This is a genomic window from Kitasatospora sp. NPDC087271 (assembly GCF_044744605.1).
In the GTDB taxonomy this organism is placed as follows: domain Bacteria; phylum Actinomycetota; class Actinomycetes; order Streptomycetales; family Streptomycetaceae; genus Kitasatospora.
Map to the genome: position 1 here is coordinate 19,491 of NZ_JBIUYQ010000009.1, position 23,559 is coordinate 43,049.

Here is a 23,559-nt window from a genome sequence, read left to right on the forward strand (position 1 = left end):
CAGCGACGAAAGCGAGACCCCGTGATCATCTGGCTCAACGGGCCCTTCGGCGGCGGCAAGACCACCCTCGCCACCACCCTGCAGGACGAGCTGCCCGGCGCCATCCTCTTCGACGCCGAGGAGGTCGGCTTCCTCCTGCGCCAGGTCTTCCCCGGCAAGTACAAGGACTTCCAGGACAACCCGGCCTGGCGCCCCTTGGTCGCCGAGTTCGCCGTCCACTGCCACCGGGAAAACGACGGCCACCCGGTGATCATCCCGATGACCCTGCTGCGCCAGGACTACGCCGCCGAAATCCACGGTGCCATCCGGGCCGCCGGTATCCCGCTCCAGCACCTCCTGCTCCACGCCGACCCGGTCACCGTCAGCGCCCGAATCGACGCCAGCGTCGAGTTCCCCGACAACGAGGCGCGCAGCGAGAAGGTCCGCGCCTTCCGCCGCAAGAAGCTGCCGGTCTACACCGAGGCGTACGACGGCTGGCTCGCCGCCGACGCCAGCGTCATCGACACCGCCCTCCTCACCCCTCGCCAGGTCGCCGACCAGGCGTTGAAGACCATCGGCGCCCTGTGACCACCGCCGTCTCCGAGGCGATAGCGCGCCTCACCGGGCCAGCGGAGGTCGTCGCCGACCTCAGCTGGCCCGGCACCACCGCAACCGTCCGCCTCCTGCGTCGCCCCGGAGGCCAGCACTTCGTCCTCAAGGCGAACAACAGCCCGGACTGCTTCACCCGCGAGCTGCACGCGCTGCGCACCTGGACATCCGTCCTCGGCACAGCGGCACCCCAGCTGGTCGACGCCGACGAGGACGCCCGAGTGCTGCTCATGACCGCGCTGCCCGGCATCCGCCTCGACCTCGCCACCCTCACCACCGCCCAGGAGCAGGACGCCTACCGGCAGACCGGCCAACTACTGCGCCGTCTCCACGAAGCCGGCCCGCCGCAGACGATCACGGACTTCGGCCGCCAGCGCGCCGCTTACCTGCGTGCCCAGCTCACCGGCCCGACCCACCCCCTCAGCACCGCCGAACTCGACTTCGCCCTGGCCGCCATAAACCAGCTGGAGACCCTGCCTCCGCAGACGGCCCAGCCCTCCCATCTCGACCTCACCGCCCGCAACCTCCTCGCCAACACCGACGAGCGCGGGCGGCTCAGAATCGCCGTGATCGACTTCGAGACCAGCCGCTACGAAGCCGCCGGCCGGGACTTTCTCCGCATCACCCAGCGCACCCTGCGCCACCGGGCCGACCTCGCCACCGCCTTCTACGACGGGTACGACCGACAGCCCACGGAGGACGAACAACGCCTCATCCAGTGGTGCGGGATCGGGGACGCTGCCGCAATCGCCGTCTCAGCTGCCGCCGCCGGCCATGACGATTTCTCTCAGGAGGGCCACGCTGCACTTCGTGCCGCCATGGCCGCCATGTAGCCCAGCGGTCGGTGCCAGGGGTTCACGGGCCCTCGGATCTGCAAATACGGCGGGCGGGGCGCCAACCAGTCAGCGCCACGCCGGGCCACGGAGTGCACGGAACGATGCTGTAGGGATCTTCGCTCGCTTGGGCAAGGTTCCGCGGTCTGTCGTTAGTGCTCGTCCTGCCTCCCCGGCCGCCACCAAAGGCGGCTTCGTCGAACTGGAGGAGACTGGGCAGCCGGGGCTGTCGGCATCGCTCTCATGACAGGTGGGCGGACTGGCTCAGCCGGTGGCCCTGAACCTGCGGGCCGGGAGCACCCGTTCCAGCCAGACCGCGTTCGCGCGGGCGGCCGTCAGGGCGGCGTGGACCTTCGGTTCGTCCTCAACGCGGGGGGCCTCGGTGTTGAACCGTACCTGGATCACGCCGGGGTGGTCGGGGTGGTGGAACTCGAACAGGCACTGCCGCCCGAAGTCCGGGTGCGGTCGGTTACCCGGGTCGGGTCGACGGTGGTGACAGTCGCAGTGGGACTTCAAGATGGTTAGCGGGTGCCCCCATACCGGATTGCGGAACGCCGCCGCGAGTTCGTCGTGGGCCGGGCGGACGCCGTAGGCGTGGCGCAGTTCCCAGATCATGGTCTGGTCTCCGCGCTGCCAGTAGCGGCTGCAGAAGGCCGTGGAGACGGTGTGCCACAGCCCAATGCGGCGCAAGAGACCGCTGGTGAGCCAGCGCATCTTGGCCTCTTCGTCGTCCCATTCACCGTGGTGGTTACGGAAGTCGCGCTCTACCGCCGCGAGTTGCGGACGATCCCACAGCACCGGCGCCCCGTCCTCGGTCGTGTCGTTCCGCAGGTCGGCGAGAAGTTGGCGCCATCGGCTGGGCGGAGGGCCGATGAGGGTGAGGTGTGCGGTCGGGGCCTGGAGCAGGCGAAGGTGCAGGCCCCGGTCGTCGATGTGTCCGACCCGTAGTCCGCAGACGCCGGTGAGCTGGTGCGGGCTGGTGCCGGAAGGCAGGATGCTCCTGATCGCGTGGTCGGCGACGTCGTAGGGGTGGTCAGGGCGGCTGGTGTACGCGTGGTCGTCGAGGAGGACTTCGGTGCGATCGTCCAGGACGCGGGTGGCGCGGATGGCGACCGGGTGGGCCGCGTAGGCGAAACCGCCGCTGAACTTGGTGAGGAAGTGGTACTCGATGAGGGCTTGATCGTCGCCGGCGGCCCGGATGCCGGCGCGGGCGTCCCGGCTGCTTCGGGCGAAGTACCAGGCCGAGTCGCCGGTGTACCGGCAGAGGAGTCGGCGGTTGGCGCGCGTGCGCATGAGGGTCCTGTTCCCGTGCTGCCGCCGACCTCGGAGCACGACAACGGGGTGTCGGTGCGGCGAGTACTGAGGGTGAGGCACGGGCTGCCTGGCCGGCTTGGTTCGCCGCGGTTCACCGAGTGGTCGGTTCCGGTGGGGCGAAGGGATCTCCCGCAAGACCTGGGCAAAGGTTGCCGGAGTGGGACCTGCGGGAGCAAGCCGCCCGGCAGTCTTCCACCCGATCGGCCGCAGGCACCGTACGCGGCGACAGGACGGCGTGTCCCCGAGGTGTGGCTCGCCTAAGTGGGCATTTCGTCGCTGCTTGTCGAGGTCGGGTTCTGCGCCAGGTCGGGGTGGATTCGCCGGTGAGGCGGCGGGTCATGAGGCTGATCATCGCGACGCAGCACGAAGATCTTCGCTAGAGCAATGAGACTTGGCCCAGAGAGCGCCGAAGCAAGCCATGGCTGAGTCGGGGCCACGGCTACGGCAGCCCCTAGCAGCGCCAGAGAGAGGACGACGCCCGCGATCATCCCGCTCATTCGGTATACGTGAGTCCGCCGACGATCCGACTCGCGGAGCGCTAGCTCAGCTTTCATCTTTTCCAATGCCGCAGAGCGCTTCGCTTCGACGTCATCTGCCGAAGCACGCCTCTCCTCGCGCGCGCGAAGATCATCCATTCTCCTCATGCGTGCTTCATGTTCGCGCTTAAGCTGGGGTTCAAGGGCCTGCAAAGCAATTTTCAGCTTCTCAGGCCCTACCGCCTCGCCCCACCGCGCGGCAATCTCCAGCCCCGCACTCACCATAAGGTCCTCTGGCGGCTGCTTCTCGACCGAGCCAGTCACTTCTGCGCCCCTCCACCATCGGACCCAAGATCGGCAAAATGATTGTTCGTTGGCTCGGGCGGAGGACCCAAACGCATAAACAGTCGCGCAAGCGCGCCATCGAGGCTGCTGTGCGCCGCCTCGATTTCACCATCAGTTATCTGGTCGGCGAGCAACCCGGCATCTTCGCGGCCATCTTGCCGAAGCAGCGCTGCCTTTCGCCGAAGCTCCTGCAGTCTCCTCAACTCGACCGGCCCCGTGATCCCCAGGGCGGCCAGGGGAGCCGAGCTTACTGGGGGGCCGCCCGAGGCTCTGCCTGCTTGGGTGCGCGTGAAAGTCTCATCGCTGATGGGAGCTCGCACTTTGAAGGCCGAGGTACCGTGCCCCGAATGCAGGCGTTCGGGATGAGTCCAACTCCCTGGGGGCATAAATGGGATAAGCGCTTCTCCCACCTCCGCCGCCGATGGCCTGGCATCCGGCTGCCTGTCCAACATTCTCAAGATGAGGGAATCAAGCCCATTCGGGATATCGCCGCGGTAGGCCGATGGCGGCTCCGGAGCCTCGTTCACCTTCTTCTCAAGAAGCTCCAACGGCGAAGCCGCCTCTGCCGCGAATGGAACTTGGCCACTGATGAGGCGAAACAGGACGACGCCAAGAGAATAGACATCTGCACTGGGGGCAGCAAAATCATCCGCTAGCTGTTCCGGCGCCATGTAGGACGGGCTGCCCGTGATGCCTTCGCCCCCGAGATCAGTTGCTCTCACAGACCCAGAAGGGATGGCGATCCCGAAGTCAATCAGAGTAACGGCGCCAGTCCTATCAATAATCAAGTTGCTCGGCTTGATGTCGCGATGGACGACCCCTCGTGCGTGGACACCTTCAAGGACTTGGGCGGTCGATGCTGCAAGAGCCACGGCTTGCGAGACCGTCAACCGCGCCAGGTCCTCCGCGAGGGCGGCGACAAGGGCTCCAGAGACGTACTCCATCGCCATGTAGTCGACCCGCGCGTCGCCCCACCGTGCAGCGGCGCCGAGCTGGTACACCTCCGGGATGCGGAGGTCGCGCAGCTTCATCATCAGTTCGGCCTCGCGGGCAAAGCGACCTCGAACGGCAGCATGAGCGCGCGACGCCCGGGTGAGCTTGAGTGCGACCTTCCTGTCGAGCATCCGGTCGTGGCCGGCCCAGACTTGGGCCTCTCCGACCGAGAGGTTTTCCAGCAGCTCATACCGATCGGCGATCACGTCGATGCTCATCACCCCCTCGTCCGCATCCCCAGCCAACCTCGCTGTCCTCATGTCGGCGAACGCCACGATACCTGTGGGGAACCTACAGCCAAGCCCGCTGTCCGCGAACCGGCAAGGACGGCGCGTTGTCCACCACCGTGCACGCTCGCTGCACGGATGCCCACCAGTTGTCCGCCGGGAGCGATCATGAAGCGATTTCCGCGGGCGACCCTTTCTCGCCATCCAAGCAGGGCACCCTCAGCCTGCCCCGACTCTTGGTCCCTCAAGCGACCGACTCCGGTGATCCAGGCCCCGGCCGCCGGCCGCCCACCAAAGATCAATCCGTGGGACTTTTCAGGGACTTTCAGCGCTGTCTGAGGGATGTTCGAGGGACTTTCGGCCGCGTAACACGGCAAGCCCCTGAAAGAGCGGAAAGGGCCTCCGACGCAGGTCAGAGGCCCTTCCGGGGGCAAAGCCCCTGGTACGGCGGATGGAGTCGGCCTGTACGCCGGGTTCAGTCCGAGTTGAACCACACCAGCACTGCCGGGCCGTCCGACGTGATCACCGGTACCCAGGCCTCATGGGCCTCGCGGATCCGGCTCTCGTCCAGGAACAGAGTGTGCGGCTCCTCGGAGGTTCCGCCGCAGGCCCAACGCGTAGTCCCACCGCATGACGCCCGCCCGCCTCACCAGCCTCGCAGCCCACCCCACCTGACCCACGAAGGACGGCGAACCCACCCCCTGCGCCCTCGAGCTTCACCGACACGAAAGAACCCGACGTGCCGTCAGAAAGGTCAGCAGAAAGTCAGCATCGATCCGGCCAGGCCCTGCCGCAGACAGTCACACATGAGATTCGCCAAGCCCTGAATGCCGCTCTGTCGGGGCACCCAGCCGGGCGGCCAGCCCCAGCTCGCGCCGATCCCGGGTCACTCCGGTCACGTCCGCCACCAGGAAGGCTTCGCAGACTAAAGCGAGGGGCATCGCCGCAGGTCAGCGCATCCGACCGCGCGATTTCAGCGGGACGCTGGGAAGCTCCGGAGCCGGCAGTCGGGCGCCGTCGTAACCGTGCACCTCGCCGAACCGAACACCCTTCTCCCAGTCGTTTCGTGCCTGTACGATCTCCTCACCGGATCGGCCGATGAAGTTCCACGACAAGGCGATCCTGCGCCTGGCCGGCGGGGAAGTGCACGTGAGCACCATGCGCGAACGCACCGTCCCCAACCCTGGAAAGCAGTTCCCGGTGGCGATCGTCGGCGGCACCGGCGCCTACCGGACCATCGCCGGCGACGGCACCCCGGAGTACACCACTGCCGACGACCCCACCATCATCCTGAACTACAGCGTTCGATAGGGCGCCGGGAGTTGAACCGCGAGCCGAGCTCGTTGCGTGAGCTCGCAGGTCACGGGACCTGTTGATCTGCTGACGGGCCGTCGCCCCTCCCGGCCGCCATCGCGCGCAGGGCGTCGACGGCGAGGCGGGCGGTGGTGCCGATGGCGGCGTCGGCGGCGGGGAGGGTGATGGTGGTGGCGGCGGCGCGGGTGAAGACGGCGAGGGCGTAGCGGCCGCCGTCGGGGTATTCGACGACGCCGACCTCGTGGCGCAGCGTCGGGAGGGTGCCGGTCTTCCCGTGGACGCGGACGTCGTCGTAGGGGAAGCCGGAGGCGAGGCGGTGCGGCCAGACCTGGAGGCCGAGCAGGCGGCGGAGGGCGGCGCCGTGTTCGCCGGGGCAGGCGTCGCCGTGCCAGAGGGCGGCGAGCAGGGTGGTCATGTCGCGGGCGGTGCTGCGGTTGGTGAACGCCGGGTCGAGGACTCTGAGGCGGGCGACGACGGCGGGGTCGACCGGGGAGTCGTGGCCGGTGTCCTCGGCGAGGGCGGCGATGAGGTCGCGGAGCTTGTGGACGGCGACGGTGCGGGTCAGGCCGAGGTCGGCCATGGTGCGGTTGACGGTGTCGAGGCCGATCTCGTCCCAGAGGACGTCCGCGGCGGCGTTGTCGCTGACGGCGACGGTCAGGTAGGCGAGGTCGCGCAGGGAGAGCCGGGCGGCGTCGAGCATGGCGGCCAGGCCGGTGCCCCCGGAGGTTCGGCCGGCGGCGGGGACGTCCACCTGGCGGGTCAGGTCGATCCGTCCGGCGGCGGCCTCGCGGAAGAGCGTGACCAGGAGGCAGAGCTTGTGAACGCTGGCGGTGCTGACCGGGGTGTCGGCGTCGAGGGCGATCTCGGTGCCGGTGTCGAGGTCGCGGACGTGCAGCCGGCCGCTGACGCCGGCGTCGGCGAAGGCGGCGGCGATGCGGGCGCGTGCGGTGCAGGCGCCGGCGGGGCGGTAGCCGGATGCGCGGTTGCCGTGGGCGCGGTCGCTGGTCACAGCGGGAACTCCATTGCGGGCCGGGGGAAGAGCGGGGGGTTGGGCGGCTGGGGCAGGAGGCCGCCGTGTTCGGTCAGCGCCTCGTGGGCGGCCTCGGCGAACAGTCGGACGGCGGGGCCGCCGCTCCCGGTCGGCCAGGCCGTGGAGGTGCGCCAGGCCAGCGGGGTGCCGGTCAGCGGACGCCAGACTGTACCCGGTGGCGGCGTGGTGCGTGGCACCAGGGCGACGGCGCTGCCGGTGAGCACGAGTGCGCCCGCGACGTCCGGGCCGGGCGGGTCGACGACGGCCTCGGGAGTGCAGCCGTGCCGGGTCAGGGTGGTGAGCATCTCGTCGTACAGCGCGGGGGCGGTGGCGCGGGGGAAGAACACCAGGCGTCGGCCGGTCAGTTCGGCCACCGCCAGCTCCGGGCGGTCGGCGTCCGGGCTCCCGGCGGCGAGCAGGACGCCGAGCGGCTGGTGCAGGACCGGCCCGAACGCCAGCCCGGCGGCCGGGCACGGGTGGCGGACGACGGCGACGTCGACCGTGTGCTGGGCGAGTTCGCGCGCCATGACCGCGACCGGCAGTTCCCGCAGTTCGAGCCGGGTGCCGGGGGAGGCGCTCTCGAAGCCGGTGAGCAGCGCGGCCAGGACGGCCGGCCCCAGCTCGGGCGGCACGGCCGCGCGCAGGGTGCCCGCCCGGCCGGTGCGCAGGTCGGCGGCGGTGGCGAGGAGGCGGGCGGTGCTCTCCAGCACCTCCTTCGCCTCCGCGAGCAGCAGCAGGCCCGCCGGGGTGAGCTCGACTCCGCGCGGGCCGCGGTCGAACAGGGTCACGCCGAGCTCGCGCTCCAGGCGTTTGATCCGCTGGGAGAGCGAGGGCTGGGCGATCCGCAGGCGCTCGGCGGCGCGGCCGAAGTGCCGGTCCTCGGCGACAGCGCGGAAGTGGCGTAGGTGCCCCAACAGGTCCATGGCCAGCAATCATAGGCATTCTCGTATCGATCTCTTCACCATAGTGGTCTTGGACTGATGGCCCGGTGGCCTGTTTAGCTGAGGGTGACGACACGAACCACCTGGGAGACCACCGATGACGCCTGCCCTCCGCCGCCCCCGTACCGCGCTGCCCGCCGTGGCCCTGCTCGTGGCCACCCTGTTGAGCGGGTGCGGCTCTGCGGGACTCAGTAGCCATGCAGCTGCCGGCACACCCGCCCCGGCATCCAGCGCGACGCCTTCGACGGATACGACGAGCGCTTCCTTCAAGGGACTTGAGCAGCAGTTCGGCGCCCGCCTCGGCGTGTACGCGGTGGACACCGGCAGTGGCCGGGAGATCGCCTACCGGGCCGACGAGCGGTTCGCGTTCGCGTCCACGATCAAGTCGCTCGCCGCCGGCGCCCTGCTGCGCAAGGCCTCCGACGAGGAACTGGAGAAGGTGGTCGCGTACCGCCAGGAGGACGTGTTGGCGTGGGCGCCGATCACCTCGCAGCACGTCGCCACCGGCATGAAGGTGCGTGATCTGGCCGCCGCCGCGATCCAGTACAGCGACAACACCGCCGCCAACCTCGTCATGGCCGAGCTCGGCGGCCCGGCGGCCGTCCAGCAGTCGCTGCGCGACCTCGGGGACCCGACCACCAGCGTCGACCGCACCGAGCCGACGCTCAACGAGGCGACCCCGGGCGACACCCGCGACACCAGTGCCCCCCGCGTCTTCGCCGCCGACCTGCGCCGCTACGCCCTCGGCGACGTCCTCGCGGAGGACCGGCGCCGACTGCTGACCGACTGGCTCATCGGCAACACCACCGGCGCCCCCTACGTCCGCGCGGGCGTGCCCACCGACTGGAAGGTCGGCGACAAGACCGGTAACGGCGGCTACGGCACCCGCAACGACGTCGCCGTCGCATGGCCCCCCGGCGGCCGGAGCCCGGTCGTGATCGTCGTCATGTCCGACCGCGGCAAGGCCGACGCCACCTCCGACGACGCGCTGATCGCCCAGGCGACGAAGACCGTCGTCGGCGCCCTCGGCTGAACACCCCCGACCGCCAAGAGCCCCGACCGCCAATACCTCCGACCGCCAAGAGCCCCGACCACCAGGAGCCCCGACCGCCGTGATCCACCCCACCCGCCGGACCGCCACGGACGCCGACTTCACCAGACGCCGCTTCGCCCAGCTCGCCGCCCTGGGCATCGCCGCCGGAGCCGTGCCGATCGCCGCCTCGACCCCGGCCTCCGCGTCGGCCCCGGCCTCCACCTCCGCGGGTACGCCGTCCGCCTCCCGCCCGCACTACGACCGCGCCCGCCGCCTCGCCGGCGACGACCCCGTGCTGCGCGCCCTGGTGACGGCGCTGACCCCCGGCTCCGACCTTCCCCAACTGCCCGCGCCGGCGCCCGTCAAGCTGTTCGACAACCTCGTGCTCCTGAGCGCGGGCTGGGTCTCCGCGATGGCGGTGCTGACGGACGACGGTATCGTGCTGATCGACGCACTCACCTCCCCGGCCGACGCCGACGCCGTCATCGTCCCCGGGCTGCGCGCGGTCGGAGCCGATCCGGCGGCGATCAAGCACGTCGTCCTCACCCACGGCCACTCGGACCACTTCGGTGGCGCGCAGACCCTCGCCGACCGCTACGGCGCCCGCGTGCACATGTCCCCGGCCGACTGGGACCTCCTCGCCCGCACCCGCCCGGCCGACGCCCCCGCCCGGGACCTCGACATCGCGGACGGCGAGCAGCTCACGCTCGGCGGCACGACGATCGAGCTGCACCACACCCCGGGCCACACCCCCGGCACCGTCTCCCCGGTCATCCCCGTCCGGGCCGGCCGCCGGCACCACAGCGCGATGCTGTGGGGCGGCCTCAACCCGCCCTCGACGGAGGAGGAGCTGCGCACCTTCCTCGCGTCCGCCCACGCCTTCCGGGCCGTCATGCGCCGGGCGAACGTGGAGGTCGAGCTCTCCAACCACCCGAACGACCACGGCCTCGAACGCGCCGAACAACTGCGCCACCAGCCGCCCGGCGCCGCGAACCCCTTCCTCCTCGGCGGCCCCCGGACGCAGCGGTACATGGCGGTCATGGACGCGATGCTGCGCGGCCGGATCGCCGATGCCGAGGAGCCGACGGCCCGGGCCGTCGCGGCACCGCACACCTGCTGCTGACCGTCCGGATCATGCCCGGCCAGGGGCAATACCGGTGAGTTCGACCTCCTGGCGTGGAGCCGGGGGGATCGCCGGTGAGCGGCTGGTCCGGGCGGGGCTCACGGAGTGTGGGCGGGGTGTGGTGGCAGGGGGAGTCGGAGGAGGAAGCGGGCGCCGGTGGGGGAGTCGGCGAGGGTGAGGGTGCCGTGGTGGCGGGTTGCCAGGTCGCGGGCGATGGCGAGGCCGAGTCCGGCGCCGCCGGTGTCGCGGGTGCGGGCCTCGTCGAGACGGGTGAAGGGGGCGAAGACGCGCTCGCGGTCGGGGGCCGGGATGCCGGGGCCGTCGTCCAGGACTTCGAGGACGGCCCAGTGACCGTCGGGGCCGTGGTCCTCGGTGAGGGTGACGGTGACGCGGTCGGCGGCGTGGCGCAGCGCGTTCTCCAGCAGGTTGCGGAGCAGGCGGTGGAGTTGGGCGGCGTTGCCGGGGACTTCCAGCGGGCGGTCGGCGTGGACGGTGATCCGGCTGGTGCCCTGCGGGAGTTCTGCGGCGACGTCGCGGGCGAGGTCGGTGAGTTCGACCCGGGTGTGGTGGGCCGGTGCGGCGACGGGTGGGCGGGCGAGCAGGAGCAGGTCGTCGGCGAGGTGCTGGAGGCGGACGGTGTCGGCGCGTGCGGCGCGGACGACGGTGGGCCAGTCGGTGCGGTCGGGGTGGGTGAGGGCGACCTCCAGGGAGGTGCGCAGTCCGGCGAGGGGGCTGCGTAGTTCGTGGGAGGCGTCGGCGACGAAGCGGCGCTGGGCGGTGACGGCGTGGTCGAGCTTCTCGAGGGTCTGGTTGGTGGTGGTGGCGAGGTGGGCGATCTCGTCGGCGGTGGGCGGGACGGGGACGCGCCGGTCGAGGTGCTGGGCGGTGATGGAGGCCATCTGGGCGCGGATCGCCTCGACCCGGCGCATCGCCTGGGCGGTGACCGCCCAGGCGATGGCGGCCACCAGCAGGACGGCGAAGGGCCCGGCGACCAGCAGCAGCCGTTGGACGGATTCCTGGACGCGTTCGGCGTCCCAGGGCGGTACGAGCAGGTAGGCGGTGACGGTGCGCTCGCCCCGGTCGGGTTCGCCGAAGCCGGACCGCAGGGAGTAGCCGTCGATGCCGCTGGCGCTCTGCCCGTACAGGGGGAGGGTGTGGTGGGCCAGACGGCTCGCGGTGCCGGCGGCCGGGGCGCCGAGCGTGAGGGTGCGGGAGACCTGCTCGCCTTCGGGCAGCGGCGTGAGCTGGGCGGCGACCTGGGCACGGAAGGGTTCGAGGTCGGGGCTGACCTCCAGGAGCCGGCCGGAGTCCAGGACGAGGGCGTAGGCGCGGTCGCCGCCGAGCAGCCCGCTCGCCGGGACGTGGCCGGTGCGCATGTCCGCGACCGCCACGTCGAGGCGGGCCTGCGCGGCGGCCTTCGCGTCGTCCGACTGGGAGTCGTAGAGGCTGTGGCTGAGCCAGAACGCGCCCGCGGTGAAGGCGGCGGCAGCGGCCAGGCCGGCCGCCGCCGCGGAACGGGCCCGCAGCGAGCGCAGTGAGCGCAGCAGCCGCGGCGGCCTAGCCACGGGAGTCCAGCCGGTAGCCGGTACCGCGCACGGTGACGATGGAGTTCCGGTCGAACGGGACGTCGATCTTGCGGCGCAGCGCGCTGACGTACACCTCGACGATGTTCGGGTCGCCCTCGTAGCCGCTCTCCCAGACCTGGTCGAGGATGGTGGTCTTGGCGACGACCTCGCCGGGGCGTTCGGCCAGGCACTCCAGGACGGCGTACTCGCGGGGCGTGAGCGCGACCGGGGTGCCCGCGCGGCGGCAGGAGCGGTCGGCGGGGTCGAGGACCAGGTCGCCGACGGTCAGCTCGGGCGGGCGTTCGGCGCCGCCGCGGCGGACCAGGGCGCGTAGCCGGGCGACCAGGACCGGGTAGGAGAAGGGCTTGGCGAGGTAGTCGTCGGCGCCGGTGTCCAGGGCCTCGATCTCGTCGTACTCGCCGTCCTTGGCGGTGAGCATCAGGATGGGGGTGGTGACGCCTTCCTGGCGCAGCTGGGCGCAGACCCGGTAGCCGTTGAGGCCGGGGAGCATGACGTCCAGCACGATCGCCCGGTAGTCGCCGGTGCGCGCGTACCAGAGGCCGGAGCGGCCGTCGTGGACGACGTCCACGGTGTAGCCCTCCGCTTCCAACCCGTCCCGGAGGGCATCGGCCATCCGGGTCTCGTCCTCCACCACCAGTACGCGCATGCGTCTCAGCATGTCACGGGGGGTGTCACGGTTCCTGAAGGTGCTTTCAGGCTCTTTCAGCGGATCTTCAGAGGGCGGGTCGGACGCTTCGGGGGTCGCCCCACGTCCGCCCTACCGCGAGGTGAGCCCCGTGACCCTGACCCTGACCCGCGCACCCCGCGCCACGGTCGCACCCCAGTCCCAGCTCCAGTCCCAGCTGCGGACCCGGCCCGGATCCCGTCCGCTGCCCGAGCCGCCGCGGCGGGGCCGGACCGCCCTGCTGCCCTGGGCGCTCGCCGCCGTGCTGTTCGCCGCCTACACCGCGCTGTCCGTCTCCCGCCACCTGCACCTGCGGACGTCCGGCTTCGACCTGGGGATCTTCGAGCAGGCCGTGCGCGGCTACGCCGAGGGCCGCGCGCCGGTCTCCGAGCTGAAGGGGCCGGGGTTCCACCTGCTCGGGGACCACTTCCACCCGATCCTGGCCACCCTCGCACCGCTCTACCGGGCCTTCCCCTCCCCGCTGACCCTGCTGGTCGCCCAGGCGGCGCTGCTCGCCGTGTCCGCCGTCCCGGTGACCAGGGTGGCGGCGCGGGCGGCCGGTCCGTGGGCGGGCGCGGGCATCGGCGTCGGGTACGGCCTGTCGGTCGGCCTGCAGCAGACGGTGGCCTTCGACTTCCACGAAATCGCCTTCGCCGTACCGCTGTTGGCCTTCGCCCTGGAGCGGCTGACGCTGCGGAGGTGGCGTGCGGCCGCGTGGTGCGCGCTGCCGTTGCTGCTCGTGAAGGAGGACCTGGCGGCGACGGTCGTGGCCGTCGGCTGCTACCTGTTCTGGCACGGTCGCCGCCGACTCGGCGCGGGCGTCGTCGCGCTCGCCGCCGCCACCGTGGCGCTGGTGGTGCTGGTCGTCATCCCGGCCCTCAATCCCGACGGCGTCTACACCTACCTCTCCAACGTGGACGGCCCGGTCGGCGACCCCGTGACCAGGCTGCTCCTGCCCGCCCAGAAGTGGGGGACCGTCGCCGTGCTGCTGGCCCCCACCGCGTTCCTGGCGCTGCGCTCCCCACTGATCCTGCTCGCCCTGCCGACGCTGGGCTGGCGGTTCTGGTCCACCAACCCCGCCTACTGGGGGACGGGCTTCCACTACGGCGCCGTCCTGATGCCGATCGTCTTCCTCGCCTTCGCCGACGCCCTGGCCCGGCTCCGCGCGCGGCACGGCCTGCGGCGGTGGACGGCCTGCGGCCTCGTGGCCGTCGGGCTCGCGGTGACGGTCGCCGCCCTGCCCTTCCGCCCCCTCGCCGAGCTGGCCCGGCCCGCCACCTGGCAGCGCGACGCGACGGCTGACGCCGTGCGCGGGGTGCTGCGGGTGATCCCGGACGGTGCGCAGGTGGCTGCCGCCAACGGCATCGCACCCCAACTCACCTACCGCACACGGGTTTTCCTCTTCCCGTACTACCCCGGAGGCCCGGGTGTGAAGCCCGACTGGGTCGCGGCCCCCGACCACCCGCGGGACGGCCTCTTCCCCGCTGGCCAGGAGGCCGAAGCCCTTCGCGCCCTCCCCGCCGCCGGCTACCGTCCCGTCGCGAGTGCCGGCGGCGTCACCGTCTACCACCTCGGTGTGCGGGAATGACAAGGCGGCCCAGCGGCCCAGCGGCCCAGCGGCCCAGCGGCCCTGTCGGCCCTGTCGGCACTGCCGGCACTGCCGATGGGGCCGGGGAGGCCGGGGAGGCCGGTCACGGTGCCCGGACCGGCCCACGCCCTACCTCCTTCTCCCGGAACTGCTGCGGCTGAGTGACAAAAGGAGGGCTCCCCCGAGATGTTCACGATATGACGAGTCGACTCCTCTTAACTTCTTCCGAGATTCGGATGCGTCGCCCAACAGGCGGTCCAGCGCGTTCGCCACCCATGGAGGTCGTTGGATGAATCGTCGTCCCCGGGTCGCAGCGTCGCTGGCGGGTGCGGTAATCGCCCTGGCGTCTCCGTTGGCGGACGTCGCTGCGCAGGCATCCGCACGGCATGCGTTCGGCTCCATGTGGCTCCAGGACGGGGATGGGGAGGGGGAGGGGCGACACCATGACCACAATCCCTTGCGTGACTGCCACAGTTCCCGCCGTGTCGTACTCATCGACCAGAACTTCAGAATCATCCTGAAGAACGGCCGGTACGGGCCGGAGGCTCTCGTTCTCCAGGGGGACGCGTCATCCTCACCCTCGTCGCCGGCAGCACCGTGGGACAGCTTCAATGTTTCAACGTATTTGGACGTGAACTACCCCACCCAGACCAGCAACCAGTACGAGTGGCAGATTCGTGACTTCTTCAGGGAGCACCCGCTCTTCGTGGTGAAGGCATTCGACCGCCACGAGCGAGTTTTCTCCTTCCCGGCTGCCCACTGCATCGACAGGCACGACGACGGTGACCGCGGTGACGGCGCTCCTCCGTACGGGGGTGGAGCTGCCGACGGGAGCGGCGCGTCCGGCTCCCCGTCGCCCCAAGCAGGGGACAATCCCCAAGGCGGCCAGCCTGGGCCGGAGACTCCCAGCTCCGGGGCCACCATCCCCCCTCCTCCGCGCGATGCTGCGGCTGAAGGCAGGAACAACCGTCTGCTGAGCGCGAAGCACATCGGGATCGCGGTCGGCGGTTTGCTGGTGGTTCTGGGAATGCTGGCCACGGCATGGCTCCGACGTCGTTCTGACACGTGACAGTCGGCCGGAAGGGGAACCGGCAGCGCTGACGACGTGTCGAAAACAAGAAGATGACATCGAAACCGGGGCGGTTGAACGGCGCCGGGATGAGCCCGGCGGGTTCCCGTCCATTGGTCAGGCGGTGTCCGGCACGGAGACGGCGCGAGTCCGGTCCGCGGCCGCCGCCCCGCAGTCGCCGGTGCTGGGGGCCTGGACCGGCAGCAGAAGGCGGTTTGGGTGACGGCCCCGGGAGACAGCGCCACCTTGTGCTCCCCCTGGAAACCGAGCCGTTCCGCTGAGCCATGGGGTGGTTCACGCCGTGCCCCGCCCGGGCCTGTGGGGTCGGCGGGGCACGGCGTGCGGTGCTCAGCGGTCGTCGCCGAGTTCCTGGTGCATCTGCGGCTGGTCGTCCTGGTCGTGGGTGAGCGCGAACTTCTGGATCTCGTTGAACGTCTTGGAGGCCATGCCGAGGACGTCCTTGTAGGGGTTGACTCCGGTGGTCTTCTGGACGGAACCGCCGAGGAGCCCGCCGCCCAGGCCGCTGACCACGCCGTGGCCGGCGGCGAGCGGACCGGAGGCGAGGTCGAGGACGCCCTTGGGCACGCCGGCCATGTCGGCGTACTCGTCGGTGAGCGCGTGCCGGACCAGGGCCATGAGCGCGTCGTGCGTGGGGCCGGGGTAGAACTGCTTGTAGAAGTCGACGGCCTGCTGCGTCATGAAGACGCCGTCCTCGGTCTTCTTCCACTCGTCGTTGCGCGCCTGGTTCCAGATGCGCGTGACCAGGTCGGCATCCTTGGGCAGTTGCCACCGCTCGGGAGTGCCGAGGTAGTGGTTGACGTAGTGCCAGGCACACATGAACCCGTGGGCGTCTTCCTTGGAGACGTCGATGCCGAGGTTCTTCATCGCCTCCAGGATCTGCACGCTGAACACGCAGGAGGCGCCGGTGGTGTATTTGATCGACACCGGCTCGCCCCACTTGGCGTAGTCCCACGTGCCGCTCTTCTTGTGCAACTGCCGTACGGAGGCGTGGACCAGGCGGACCTTGGTGACGTTCGCCGCGAGGGTGCCGTCGCGCAGGGCGTTCTTGTTGCCCATGTCGAGGAACAGCCGGGACGACTGCGACAGGCGCCGGCCCGGGCCCTTGACGCCGCCGAGCCGCCCGGTCGAGCGGAGCGTGAACGCGCCGGTGGGGGAGAGGTAGGTACCGATCAGGCCGACGGTGCCCTGGAGCATGGTCACTTCGCCGTGGTGGTGGCCGAAGAAGCCCTCCGCGGCGTCGACGTCCGCCTCCGACCAGTCCGGCGGCGGCGCCGCGGCCTCCCGCAGGAAGTCCGCCAGCCGCTGGGGCAGCTGGGAGAGGTCCTGACCGGGCTTGAGCGTCCCGATGGTGCGGAAGAGGGCGTTGACGCCGTCGATTTCCTTGTGGTCGATCAGATCGGAGACGAGCTGATCGGCCTGCGGGTCACCTGCCTGGCCCGCGGCCTCCAGCTCTTGCGTCGCGTTCTGAGTCGTCAAAGCCACAGAAGGGCTCCTTCCTTCGCTGAGGGGGGAAGCCGCCGGTCGGCACGTGCCGGGAACCGTGGTCGACATGGCGTCCCGGGCAGATGGATCAGCGAGCAGCGGCATGCTTCCGACCCTGGCGGAACGTCGTACCTCAGCTGAGCGAAAAAACGTTTCGCCCTCCCCCGAACGAGTGAAGGGCACCACGGTGGACCCGTCCGGCCACGGCACGAGGCGCGGTGGCGGGCCGTCTGTCGTGCTACCGGGACGCCGCCACGACACTGTCCCGCAGCACCTCGATGGCGGGCGTCCACGTGTCCACTCCGTCCAGGGCGTGCAGCCAGTGCCCTGTGGGGTTGGTGGACAGCGGCTGGGGCCGGGTGCCGTATCCGCGTCGGGGCTCGTGGCGTGGCCCGGGGTGTAGTTCTGGGCGTGCTCCCGGTCCCGTCGTCCGCCTACCGCCCTGCGGATCGGCCTGTACCCGGCCGGGCTGCGGGCCGAGATCGCGGCGAACGCTCCGGCGTCCGAGCCCGGGCCCGCCAGGGAAGCCGCCGGGTGAGGGCCTGCCCGGCGGCCCGGAAGGTTCGTACGCCCCACTACCTTCTCTGACCATGAACATGGGGGAGCGGCTTGTCGCCGCAGCAGCAGTGATCGTCGCGCTCGGGGGAGCAGCGGCCCGCACGTCGAGCGGGGCGCCGGCGACGGCCGCCGCGCCCGTGTCGGCCTCGGCGTCGCCTGTTGCGGGCACCCCGGAGTGGGCCGCGAAGTGGCTCGGCGACCCCGAGGGGAGCCGCAACGCCTCCCGGGTCCTCGGCTGCTGCGCCCGGCTCGCCATCGTCCAGAGCGGCGGGCGTCAGGGCGACACGGCTCTGTGCGACGCGGCTTTGTGCGACGCCGAGTGGGCGAAGTCCGCCCCGGCCCGGAAGGTGGTGCTGGACCGCGACGGCTTCGACGAGGGCTGCCAGGTCGCTAGCTAGTACAGGTCCGAGCTGCGGATCGTCGCCCAGCTGATGCTCCGGCCGCCGCTGGGGTTGACGAAGACGACCTTGAGGCCGCCGCGGGCGGAGACCTGAAGGCTGGCCTTCTGCAAGGAGCTGGACTTGAAGGTGTTGGCGGACCAGCAGAGGCGGCTGTTGGCGTCGTAGACGACGAAGTTCCCGTCGCCTTGCATGATCGCCTTGTAGCCGCAGCCCCAGGTGTTGGCCTGCCACACGGGGTGGACGAGACTTGCCTCCTGGTAGGCCCGGTAGAGGACGAGGTTGCCGTCGTTCTGCAGGATCAGCTGGGTGTCTCCCGCTTCGATGTGGCCGCCGCGGTAGAGGATGCCGGGCTCGTCCATGTCCGCGGTGGGCAGGTCGTAGGCTTGCGCGGTCCCTGCCGACGCCACCGTCCCGACCAGTGCCAGCATGCCGGCCGCCATCCCGAGGGCCATGTGCCGCAGCGTCTTCGTTGTCTTCATTTCCCCGTGTGCCTTTCTCGTCTGTTCGCGCCCGTGAACGCGTGGGGCGCCCTGTGCAGGAAGGATCATGCGCGAAGGCGGTAAACAAACGATCAACGCCCACGTGGACCGGCGTCAGCCGAGGCCGGCCACCGAACGCGTCGAGCCGGCGTCAGGCGGGGCGTGCGTCGGCCGGTAGGGAGTCCGGGCGGCTCGACGACCTGGGGTGCGAACGCGGCACAACTGTCCGACCGCCGCGTACGACCGGGCGCCGACCAGGGCTTCCGGCGCAGCGATCCGCACCACGTGAAGCACGGCTGGCACCTTCCACGACGGTGCCGCATCAGCCAGGCCCGCAGGCTCCGTCCGTTCGATCGCCGTACCAGGCTGATGAACGGGTGACTTGACGACAGACAGCGACGGGACGGGCCGCTGCTCGTGCCCCCGCACCGGATGGTGGGGTCCGCCCCGTCGGCGCCACGTGGACGACCAGCGTACGGCTCGGGCATTTCCAGCTTCCCTGCCCGGACATGCCAACCTCGATCGGTTGTCCATCGATTGTCTGCTCGCGACCGGTGGGCTGTGGGCACCGGCTTGTGGACCGCCCCGGTTGTGCGGTCGGTGCCCGGCGGCCGGTTTCCGAGAGGTGTAGAGGAGTGCATTCATGACGAGCTCGTCCCTGTCCGTACGGCGCAGCCGGTTGGGTGGTGCCGCCCGCTGGATCGTCCCCCTGGCCATGGTCGGCGCGCTGGGAGCCCAGGGTGTTCCGGCCTTGGCCGCCGAAGGGCCCGCCGCCCCGTCCGTCCAGCAGCCGCATCAGCCGGCGCCTGAGGGATTCGCCTCCTGGGACGATCTGTTCGCCCTGCAGCGGAGTATGAATGCCACGGTGCGCCATGTGGAGCGTTTGGCGGCGCTGGAGACGGTGAACGGGTATGCCGGGGCGGTGGCCTCGCCGCAGGCGCGCAGGGTTGAGATCTTCTGGAAGGGTGAGGTGCCGGCCCCGGTCAGGGAGTTCACCGAGCGGAGCAAGATCCCGGTCGATGTCAAGCCGGCGCCCTACAGCAAGGCCGAGCTCGAAGACGCGGCGAAGCCGGTGATGGAGCAGATGGGCCGTTCGTTCGGCAGCGGCCGCGTCACCGAGGTCGCGGTCCCCGTGGACGGCACGGGCCTGCAGGTGCAGGTGGCCGGACTCGGGCCGGCCGGTTTCGCGGCTGCGGGGCCGCAGGCGAAGCCGCAGGTCCTCTCCGACGTGAAGGTGCCGGTCACGGTGGAGGTTGTCTCTGATCCCGCCCGGCCGCTGGAGGGCCGTTGGGACGACCAGTCCGCCGCCGGCGCGTACATGCGCGACCGCAAGGGGCCGTTCGGGGCGGGGCTGTGTTCGACGGCGTTCACGAGTACCAACGGGAGGGCGTTCACAGCGCGCCACTGCTTCCCCGATGAGAACAGGAAAGACGTATACGACGGTTGGGGCGGGTGGTTCGCGAACCTGGACTCGGCTGAGGTCAGCCACCGGAACACCACGGTGGACGTGGCGCTCGTGAAGGCCAACGACGCCAACTTCTTCAAGCCGACTGTGTGGCGGGGCGCCAGTACAAACAGTAGCGGCTCCCAAGGACAGACGAAGTCCGCGGTGGTCGGCGCCGACAGTCCGGTGGTGGGCAACATCGTGATCACCTCCGGGGCCAGTTCCGGCGAGCTGGGGGGGATCCAGGTCAAGCGCAAGGTTCTCCAGTACGAGGCCCAGGACGGCAATGGCAACAGCAAGCTGTTCGGGCCTGCGTGGAGCGCGAAGCAGCAGTCGAACGGCCCGGCGGCCGGAAGGGGAGACAGCGGCGGGCCGGTGTTCGTCCCCGCGCCTGAGGGCGTCACGGCGGTCGGGATCATTTCGGCAGGTGACCAGCCGGTCTCCTGCCCCGAAGGGGGCGGCCGGTTCTGCGGGAGCGTCCTGAAGTTCGTCGACATCGCGGACGCGTCGGGCCTGCTCGAGGCACCCATTGAGTACCAGACGTCCGGCGGGGAGGCCGCAGCCCAATTCTCGCCCTCGGTCCGGGATTCCGGCAGCGAGTTGCCGTCCAGCGGCGTCCATGAGGAACTCATGTCGGCGAACAACGGATTCGAAGCCGATCTCGAAGGCGGCAGCACCGCCCCGGGTACCGAGGTCCAGGCCGCCCGGGGCGAAGCGGAGAATCCCAACAACGAATGGGTCTTCTGGGACAAGGGCAACGGGATGTGGCAGATCGAGACGGCCTACGGTGGCGGCATGGTCATCGACCACAACCCGGATACGCACCGGACCCATCTCGCCCAGGCCCAGGACGGCAACAACAACCAGCTCTGGTCGTTCCAGGGCGTGGGCGACGGCTGGAACCAGCTCGTGAACGCGGCAGGCGGCTGCCTCACCGCTGACCGGGAGGGCGACGGGCTGGGCGTGTGGGCCTGCGACTCCAACAACGCCGGCCAGAAATGGCGAGTCGGCTGACAGCGTTCGTAGCAGTACGGCTTCAGGGGTGGCGGGCCCGAGATGCCTGCCACCCCCGTGGTGCCTCTCGCGGCCTCGGGTAGGCCCCGGGGCGCCGATCGAGCGGATCTCGGCCCGGCGTGCGAGGCGGCGGTCCGCCGCGCCGGGCGCAAGGCTGGTGAGTTTGTCGGCAGGATGCGGTCCCGCGCGGCTGAGGCTGAGGCTGAGACCGCGAGGCTGAACTACGAGCGGAAGCGCATGGAACCGCCTGTCCTCGCCTGGCTACAATCCCAACTCGGCACGACTCGGCACCGCCACCCCGCCGACGACCTCACCAGCCGGTACAACCGCCTCGGCGCTGCCCGCGCCGTCGCGACCGAAGTCCTGGCCGAACGCCGCGCTGGGCTGCTCGCCGACCCGCTGCGCCGCGTCGTGGACGGCGTCGTCACCGTGGACCGCACGGCCAGGTTGACCGGCGTCGAACGTCAACTCGCCCAGCTCCAGACCGCCCTGGGGTCGGACGAGGCCGCGCCCGGCGACGACACCACCTGGACATCGGCACCCTCGTACCTGCGCGCCGCAGCCGATGAAGCGCCCCACCGACACCACCACGGACGAGCCGGACGACGCGGACGTTACTGGCGGACTCGACACCGCGTGGCAGCAGTTGGCCGCCGCCCAGGCCGCCGTCCTCCTACGCGTCGGTGCCGGTCCTGGATGAAGGCCGGCGCGGTCTCGTTCGCCGCTCTCGTGTGAGGCGTGCCGCAGTGGTGCCGCCCGTCTCCGGGGCGACCAGAGCGTGCAGGGTGAGGTCGTCCGCCCCGTACGGCCCTGTGCGTGGGCCGTACGGTTGGGCGGAGCTGTGGGCCGGTTGCCGGATGCCGGTCAGGTGTCGGTTGCGGGTTCCTGGTCGTGCGGGGTGCGGCGGAGTTGTTCGTTGAGGCGCAGGGCTTCTTCGAGTTGGTCTTCGAGGATGATGATGCGGCAGGCGGCTTCGATGGGGGTGCCCTGGTCGACGAGGTCGCGGGCGCGCATGGCGATGCGCAGTTGGTAGCGGGAGTAGCGGCGGTGGCCGCCTTCGGAGCGCAGTGGGGTGATGAGGCGGTGTTCGCCGAGGGCGCGTAGGAAGCCGGGGGTGGTGGCGGTCATTTCGGCGGCGCGGCCCATGGTGTAGGCGGGGTAGTCGTCGTCGTCGAGTTTGTCGGGTGTGTCGGGGCTGGTCGTTGTAGTCACTGCACCTCTCTGGTTCTCGGGGAGAACGCGTCGAGGGGCCCCGGGGCCGTATCGGCTCCGGGGCCCCGAAGGGGAACAACACCATCTACCGGCCTGGGCCGGTCCTGTTGCTTCCGCGCTGTCCCTGGGGAGGGTCGTGCGGGGATCGCGTATGCGTGACCGGAAACCACCGTCCTTGCGTTGGGGTCTGCGGTGTCCGCCCGGGCGAGTGTTCACGGGCCGGGCGATCCTGATGGCGCTTGTGCCCTCCGTTCATCCTCTGTACTGAACTGTCACTTTCGTACTGCTGGTACTGCTGGTACTGCACTCACTGAACTGCGTCCTACCGGTACCGCTGGTGGCGGCCCCTGATACCTGCGGGCCGCCCGGTCCGGAAGCCAGCTCCGTTGCCGTCCTGCACTTGCCTGGCTTCGGAACTCCACTGCCGGACCGACCTGCGAACTTCTGTCCAACAATCCCGGCCAGTTCGTGTCTGGCCGGTATCGCCGACTGCTGTCTACGAGAGAAACGTTAGACCCACCTACGAGCAATGTCTACTCCGGCGCACACAGATTTTGCGACGCTCTCGGGTGAGGTAGTCTCCCGCTGCGCGGCGGCGGCAACCCCCCGAGCCGCCGCCGCGCGCGGCCTTGGCCGCTGGGGCCACTCTTTCTCAACAAGCGGAGCCGCCCCCGTATGGGCAACGGCTGCACCACGTGGAAGCTGTTGCGGAAGGCGGCGTCCGACTGGACCGTCATCGACCTGCCTGCCATCGCGGACAGCTCCGACGATGCCCTCGGCCGCAAGGTCGGCGAGTCGCTGTAGCTGGCCCGGTACGGCTGCACGGCGTCGGTCGGTATCTGGCGCGCCGTCGGCGAGCGGCTGTGGTGGTTGTTGTTCATGTAGAAGCCGCGCCCCGTCGAGGGGTGGGGTGTGGCGGCGGGCGTGGATCGACACGGCCCGGATCGTCCCCGTCGAGTTCTCGGGCCGAGGGCATCACGTCGGGCACTACCCGGAGCTGGAAGGACAGATGATGACCTGGGTCACCGGGATGGACAGCCCCGACAGGATGGACGCCGCGGTGCACGGCCTGACCGAGCTGGCCGACGCCGGGCAGCTCGACGCACTCGCGCAGGGCATGGACGACAACCGCCTGTCCGAACGCCGCTGACCAACCCGGATGGGAATGGGGTGCGGGGGTGCAGCCCCAGGGCCGCACCCCAGACTGTCAACGCCGAGGTCGAGACCCTGCTCGCCGCCCGGAGGAACGGCGACTTCGCGATGGTGGCCGCTGCCCTGCAGTCGTCGGTGCTGCGGGAGCTGGACCAGCAGCAGAAGGGGCTCGGCAACCTCAACCTCGCCTATGCCTTCGCCGCGCTACTGGCCCAGGAGACCCCCCAGAGGAGTGCGACGTCTCGGCGTGCCGGACCTGCGCCGGTTGGTGCGGGCGGCGACCGACGAGACCCTTCACGCCCGACTGGAGATCGCCGACGAGATCGGGACGCTGTTCGGCATCGCGGATGCCAAGGCCGACGACGCCCGGTTCATCGCCGCCGTGCCGCTCGCGCAGGAGTTCGTGAAGCTCTGCCGCCTTCAGCCTGAGGCCACCGCCGAGTTCGTGCGGCAGGCCTCCCGCCGGTCCGCCGTGATGGTCGACGAGGTGTGGGCTGTGCGGTACGAGGCGTGCGCCACGGTGCGCGGCCACTGCCTGTAAGCGGCGGTCCGGCCGCGCCGGGTCCTACCCGAACGCTACCGAGACGCTGCCCCGCAGCAATTCGACGACGGGCGGTGCTGGGCCCCTTGTCCTGGCTGAGCGGGGACTTCGTCGCGGCGTGGAGGATTTCT

The 23,559-nt window shown here is 70.6% G+C and carries 25 protein-coding genes and 1 pseudogene; 13 read left to right on the forward strand and 13 right to left on the reverse strand.

The annotated features are described in order from the left end of the window. Positions 1–21 precede the first annotated feature (21 nt). Positions 22–567 (forward strand): AAA family ATPase, encoded by a 546-nt coding sequence (locus ACIO9K_RS17225; protein WP_400330592.1) that lies wholly within the window; start codon positions 22–24, stop codon positions 565–567. Next, entirely contained in the window at positions 564–1,421 is an 858-nt protein-coding gene (locus tag ACIO9K_RS17230; protein WP_400330595.1) for a phosphotransferase family protein, read from the forward strand. The genes ACIO9K_RS17225 and ACIO9K_RS17230 overlap by 4 nt, the downstream gene beginning before the upstream one ends. Before the next feature lie 264 nt (positions 1,422–1,685). Here ACIO9K_RS17230 and ACIO9K_RS17235 read toward each other — a convergent pair whose 3' ends face one another. The 5 genes and pseudogenes from ACIO9K_RS17235 to ACIO9K_RS17255 form a co-directional block, all read right to left on the reverse strand. Beyond that, positions 1,686–2,714: a hypothetical protein gene (locus ACIO9K_RS17235; RefSeq protein WP_400330598.1), complete on the reverse strand. Its 1,029-nt coding sequence runs from the start codon at positions 2,712–2,714 to the stop codon at positions 1,686–1,688. Positions 2,715–2,992: 278 nt separating this feature from the next. Further along, positions 2,993–3,535, reverse strand: a complete 543-nt coding sequence (locus ACIO9K_RS17240; RefSeq protein WP_400330601.1) for a hypothetical protein — start codon at positions 3,533–3,535, stop codon at positions 2,993–2,995. Further along, positions 3,532–4,767 carry a serine/threonine-protein kinase gene (locus tag ACIO9K_RS17245; RefSeq protein WP_400330604.1) on the reverse strand — a complete coding sequence of 412 codons (1,236 nt, stop codon included), beginning with the start codon at positions 4,765–4,767 and terminating at the stop codon, positions 3,532–3,534. The genes ACIO9K_RS17240 and ACIO9K_RS17245 overlap by 4 nt, the downstream gene beginning before the upstream one ends. Positions 4,768–5,251: 484 nt before the next feature. Next, positions 5,252–5,353 (reverse strand): DUF6210 family protein, encoded by a 102-nt coding sequence (locus tag ACIO9K_RS17250; RefSeq protein ID WP_400331064.1) that lies wholly within the window; start codon positions 5,351–5,353, stop codon positions 5,252–5,254. 373 nt (positions 5,354–5,726) lie between these two features. After that, positions 5,727–5,888, reverse strand: a pseudogene (locus ACIO9K_RS17255) (pirin family protein); the annotation flags it as partial. Here ACIO9K_RS17255 and ACIO9K_RS17260 point away from each other — a divergent pair. Next, a complete protein-coding gene (locus ACIO9K_RS17260) occupies positions 5,875–6,087 on the forward strand; it encodes a hypothetical protein (protein WP_400330607.1) in 213 nt (70 codons plus the stop codon). The pseudogene ACIO9K_RS17255 and the gene ACIO9K_RS17260 overlap by 14 nt on opposite strands. 49 nt (positions 6,088–6,136) lie before the next feature. Here ACIO9K_RS17260 and ACIO9K_RS17265 read toward each other — a convergent pair whose 3' ends face one another. Beyond that, the gene (locus tag ACIO9K_RS17265; RefSeq protein WP_400331066.1) at positions 6,137–7,024 is read right to left on the reverse strand and encodes a serine hydrolase; all 888 of its coding nucleotides are present in this window, start codon (positions 7,022–7,024) and stop codon (positions 6,137–6,139) included. A gap of 71 nt (positions 7,025–7,095) precedes the next feature. After that, a complete protein-coding gene (locus ACIO9K_RS17270; RefSeq protein ID WP_400330610.1) occupies positions 7,096–8,043 on the reverse strand; it encodes a LysR family transcriptional regulator in 948 nt (315 codons plus the stop codon). 115 nt (positions 8,044–8,158) lie between these two features. Here ACIO9K_RS17270 and bla point away from each other — a divergent pair, with 115 nt between their 5' ends. Together bla and ACIO9K_RS17280 are read left to right on the forward strand one after the other, a co-directional pair. Continuing rightward, entirely contained in the window at positions 8,159–9,094 is a 936-nt protein-coding gene (bla, locus tag ACIO9K_RS17275) for a class A beta-lactamase (protein WP_400330613.1), read from the forward strand. A 79-nt stretch (positions 9,095–9,173) separates the two neighbouring features. Beyond that, entirely contained in the window at positions 9,174–10,217 is a 1,044-nt protein-coding gene (locus tag ACIO9K_RS17280) for an MBL fold metallo-hydrolase (RefSeq protein ID WP_400330616.1), read from the forward strand. Between the two features lie 98 nt (positions 10,218–10,315). Here ACIO9K_RS17280 and ACIO9K_RS17285 read toward each other — a convergent pair whose 3' ends face one another. Together ACIO9K_RS17285 and ACIO9K_RS17290 are read right to left on the reverse strand one after the other, a co-directional pair. After that, complete coding sequence (locus ACIO9K_RS17285) at positions 10,316–11,782, reverse strand: ATP-binding protein (protein WP_400330619.1); 1,467 nt, start codon at positions 11,780–11,782, stop codon at positions 10,316–10,318. Further along, positions 11,775–12,449: a response regulator transcription factor gene (locus tag ACIO9K_RS17290; protein ID WP_400330622.1), complete on the reverse strand. Its 675-nt coding sequence runs from the start codon at positions 12,447–12,449 to the stop codon at positions 11,775–11,777. Before ACIO9K_RS17290 ends, ACIO9K_RS17285 begins: the two co-directional genes overlap by 8 nt. Positions 12,450–12,579: 130 nt before the next feature. On the opposite strand from ACIO9K_RS17290, the gene ACIO9K_RS17295 reads away from it, so the two are divergent. Further along, positions 12,580–14,055, forward strand: coding sequence for a DUF2079 domain-containing protein (locus ACIO9K_RS17295; protein ID WP_400330625.1), 1,476 nt, complete (start codon positions 12,580–12,582; stop codon positions 14,053–14,055). A 289-nt stretch (positions 14,056–14,344) separates the two neighbouring features. Continuing rightward, positions 14,345–15,124, forward strand: coding sequence for a hypothetical protein (locus ACIO9K_RS17300; protein ID WP_400330628.1), 780 nt, complete (start codon positions 14,345–14,347; stop codon positions 15,122–15,124). 348 nt (positions 15,125–15,472) lie between these two features. Here the strand turns inward: ACIO9K_RS17300 and ACIO9K_RS17305 are convergent, their stop codons facing one another. Beyond that, positions 15,473–16,627 carry an oxygenase MpaB family protein gene (locus ACIO9K_RS17305; protein ID WP_363623560.1) on the reverse strand — a complete coding sequence of 385 codons (1,155 nt, stop codon included), beginning with the start codon at positions 16,625–16,627 and terminating at the stop codon, positions 15,473–15,475. 590 nt (positions 16,628–17,217) lie between these two features. On the opposite strand from ACIO9K_RS17305, the gene ACIO9K_RS17310 reads away from it, so the two are divergent. Continuing rightward, the gene (locus ACIO9K_RS17310; RefSeq protein ID WP_400330631.1) at positions 17,218–17,583 is read left to right on the forward strand and encodes a hypothetical protein; all 366 of its coding nucleotides are present in this window, start codon (positions 17,218–17,220) and stop codon (positions 17,581–17,583) included. Here the strand turns inward: ACIO9K_RS17310 and ACIO9K_RS17315 are convergent. After that, the gene (locus tag ACIO9K_RS17315; protein WP_400330634.1) at positions 17,580–18,065 is read right to left on the reverse strand and encodes a hypothetical protein; all 486 of its coding nucleotides are present in this window, start codon (positions 18,063–18,065) and stop codon (positions 17,580–17,582) included. The two genes, ACIO9K_RS17310 and ACIO9K_RS17315, sit on opposite strands and share 4 nt — an antisense overlap. Positions 18,066–18,708: 643 nt before the next feature. Here ACIO9K_RS17315 and ACIO9K_RS17320 point away from each other — a divergent pair. Further along, on the forward strand, positions 18,709–20,523 hold the full coding sequence (locus ACIO9K_RS17320) for a trypsin-like serine protease (RefSeq protein WP_400330637.1): 1,815 nt from the start codon (positions 18,709–18,711) through the stop codon (positions 20,521–20,523). Positions 20,524–20,784: 261 nt separating this feature from the next. Here ACIO9K_RS17320 and ACIO9K_RS17325 read toward each other — a convergent pair whose 3' ends face one another. Further along, positions 20,785–20,991 carry a hypothetical protein gene (locus tag ACIO9K_RS17325; protein WP_400330640.1) on the reverse strand — a complete coding sequence of 69 codons (207 nt, stop codon included), beginning with the start codon at positions 20,989–20,991 and terminating at the stop codon, positions 20,785–20,787. A gap of 97 nt (positions 20,992–21,088) precedes the next feature. On the opposite strand from ACIO9K_RS17325, the gene ACIO9K_RS17330 reads away from it, so the two are divergent. Further along, positions 21,089–21,223, forward strand: a complete 135-nt coding sequence (locus ACIO9K_RS17330; RefSeq protein WP_363623570.1) for a hypothetical protein — start codon at positions 21,089–21,091, stop codon at positions 21,221–21,223. A 164-nt stretch (positions 21,224–21,387) separates the two neighbouring features. On the opposite strand, the gene ACIO9K_RS17335 is transcribed toward ACIO9K_RS17330, so the two are convergent. Beyond that, positions 21,388–21,735 carry a MerR family transcriptional regulator gene (locus ACIO9K_RS17335; RefSeq protein ID WP_400330644.1) on the reverse strand — a complete coding sequence of 116 codons (348 nt, stop codon included), beginning with the start codon at positions 21,733–21,735 and terminating at the stop codon, positions 21,388–21,390. A 675-nt stretch (positions 21,736–22,410) separates the two neighbouring features. On the opposite strand from ACIO9K_RS17335, the gene ACIO9K_RS17340 reads away from it, so the two are divergent. The 3 genes from ACIO9K_RS17340 to ACIO9K_RS17350 all read left to right on the forward strand — a co-directional run bounded on the left by ACIO9K_RS17340 (position 22,411) and on the right by ACIO9K_RS17350 (position 23,428). Continuing rightward, the gene (locus tag ACIO9K_RS17340) at positions 22,411–22,539 is read left to right on the forward strand and encodes a hypothetical protein (RefSeq protein WP_363620810.1); all 129 of its coding nucleotides are present in this window, start codon (positions 22,411–22,413) and stop codon (positions 22,537–22,539) included. 208 nt (positions 22,540–22,747) lie between these two features. Beyond that, on the forward strand, positions 22,748–22,885 hold the full coding sequence (locus ACIO9K_RS17345) for a hypothetical protein (RefSeq protein WP_363620808.1): 138 nt from the start codon (positions 22,748–22,750) through the stop codon (positions 22,883–22,885). 249 nt (positions 22,886–23,134) lie between these two features. Further along, positions 23,135–23,428 carry a hypothetical protein gene (locus ACIO9K_RS17350; protein ID WP_363620806.1) on the forward strand — a complete coding sequence of 98 codons (294 nt, stop codon included), beginning with the start codon at positions 23,135–23,137 and terminating at the stop codon, positions 23,426–23,428. The last annotated feature ends 131 nt before the right edge of the window (positions 23,429–23,559 follow it).

Bases quoted from the DNA above. Each gene is read 5' to 3' on its own strand.
- ACIO9K_RS17320 (WP_400330637.1), top strand. From the start codon at position 18,709: ATGACGAGCTCGTCCCTGTCCGTACGGCGCAGCCGGTTGGGTGGTGCC.
- ACIO9K_RS17330 (WP_363623570.1), top strand. From the start codon at position 21,089: ATGAAGCGCCCCACCGACACCACCACGGACGAGCCGGACGACGCGGAC.
- bla (WP_400330613.1), top strand. From the start codon at position 8,159: ATGACGCCTGCCCTCCGCCGCCCCCGTACCGCGCTGCCCGCCGTGGCC.
- ACIO9K_RS17345 (WP_363620808.1), top strand. From the start codon at position 22,748: ATGACCTGGGTCACCGGGATGGACAGCCCCGACAGGATGGACGCCGCG.
- ACIO9K_RS17270 (WP_400330610.1), bottom strand. From the start codon at position 8,043: ATGGACCTGTTGGGGCACCTACGCCACTTCCGCGCTGTCGCCGAGGAC.
- ACIO9K_RS17260 (WP_400330607.1), top strand. From the start codon at position 5,875: ATGAAGTTCCACGACAAGGCGATCCTGCGCCTGGCCGGCGGGGAAGTG.
- ACIO9K_RS17315 (WP_400330634.1), bottom strand. From the start codon at position 18,065: ATGAAGACAACGAAGACGCTGCGGCACATGGCCCTCGGGATGGCGGCC.
- ACIO9K_RS17340 (WP_363620810.1), top strand. From the start codon at position 22,411: ATGGGCAACGGCTGCACCACGTGGAAGCTGTTGCGGAAGGCGGCGTCC.
- ACIO9K_RS17290 (WP_400330622.1), bottom strand. From the start codon at position 12,449: ATGCGCGTACTGGTGGTGGAGGACGAGACCCGGATGGCCGATGCCCTC.
- ACIO9K_RS17235 (WP_400330598.1), bottom strand. From the start codon at position 2,714: ATGCGCACGCGCGCCAACCGCCGACTCCTCTGCCGGTACACCGGCGAC.
- ACIO9K_RS17300 (WP_400330628.1), top strand. From the start codon at position 14,345: ATGAATCGTCGTCCCCGGGTCGCAGCGTCGCTGGCGGGTGCGGTAATC.
- ACIO9K_RS17245 (WP_400330604.1), bottom strand. From the start codon at position 4,767: ATGAGCATCGACGTGATCGCCGATCGGTATGAGCTGCTGGAAAACCTC.
- ACIO9K_RS17310 (WP_400330631.1), top strand. From the start codon at position 17,218: ATGAACATGGGGGAGCGGCTTGTCGCCGCAGCAGCAGTGATCGTCGCG.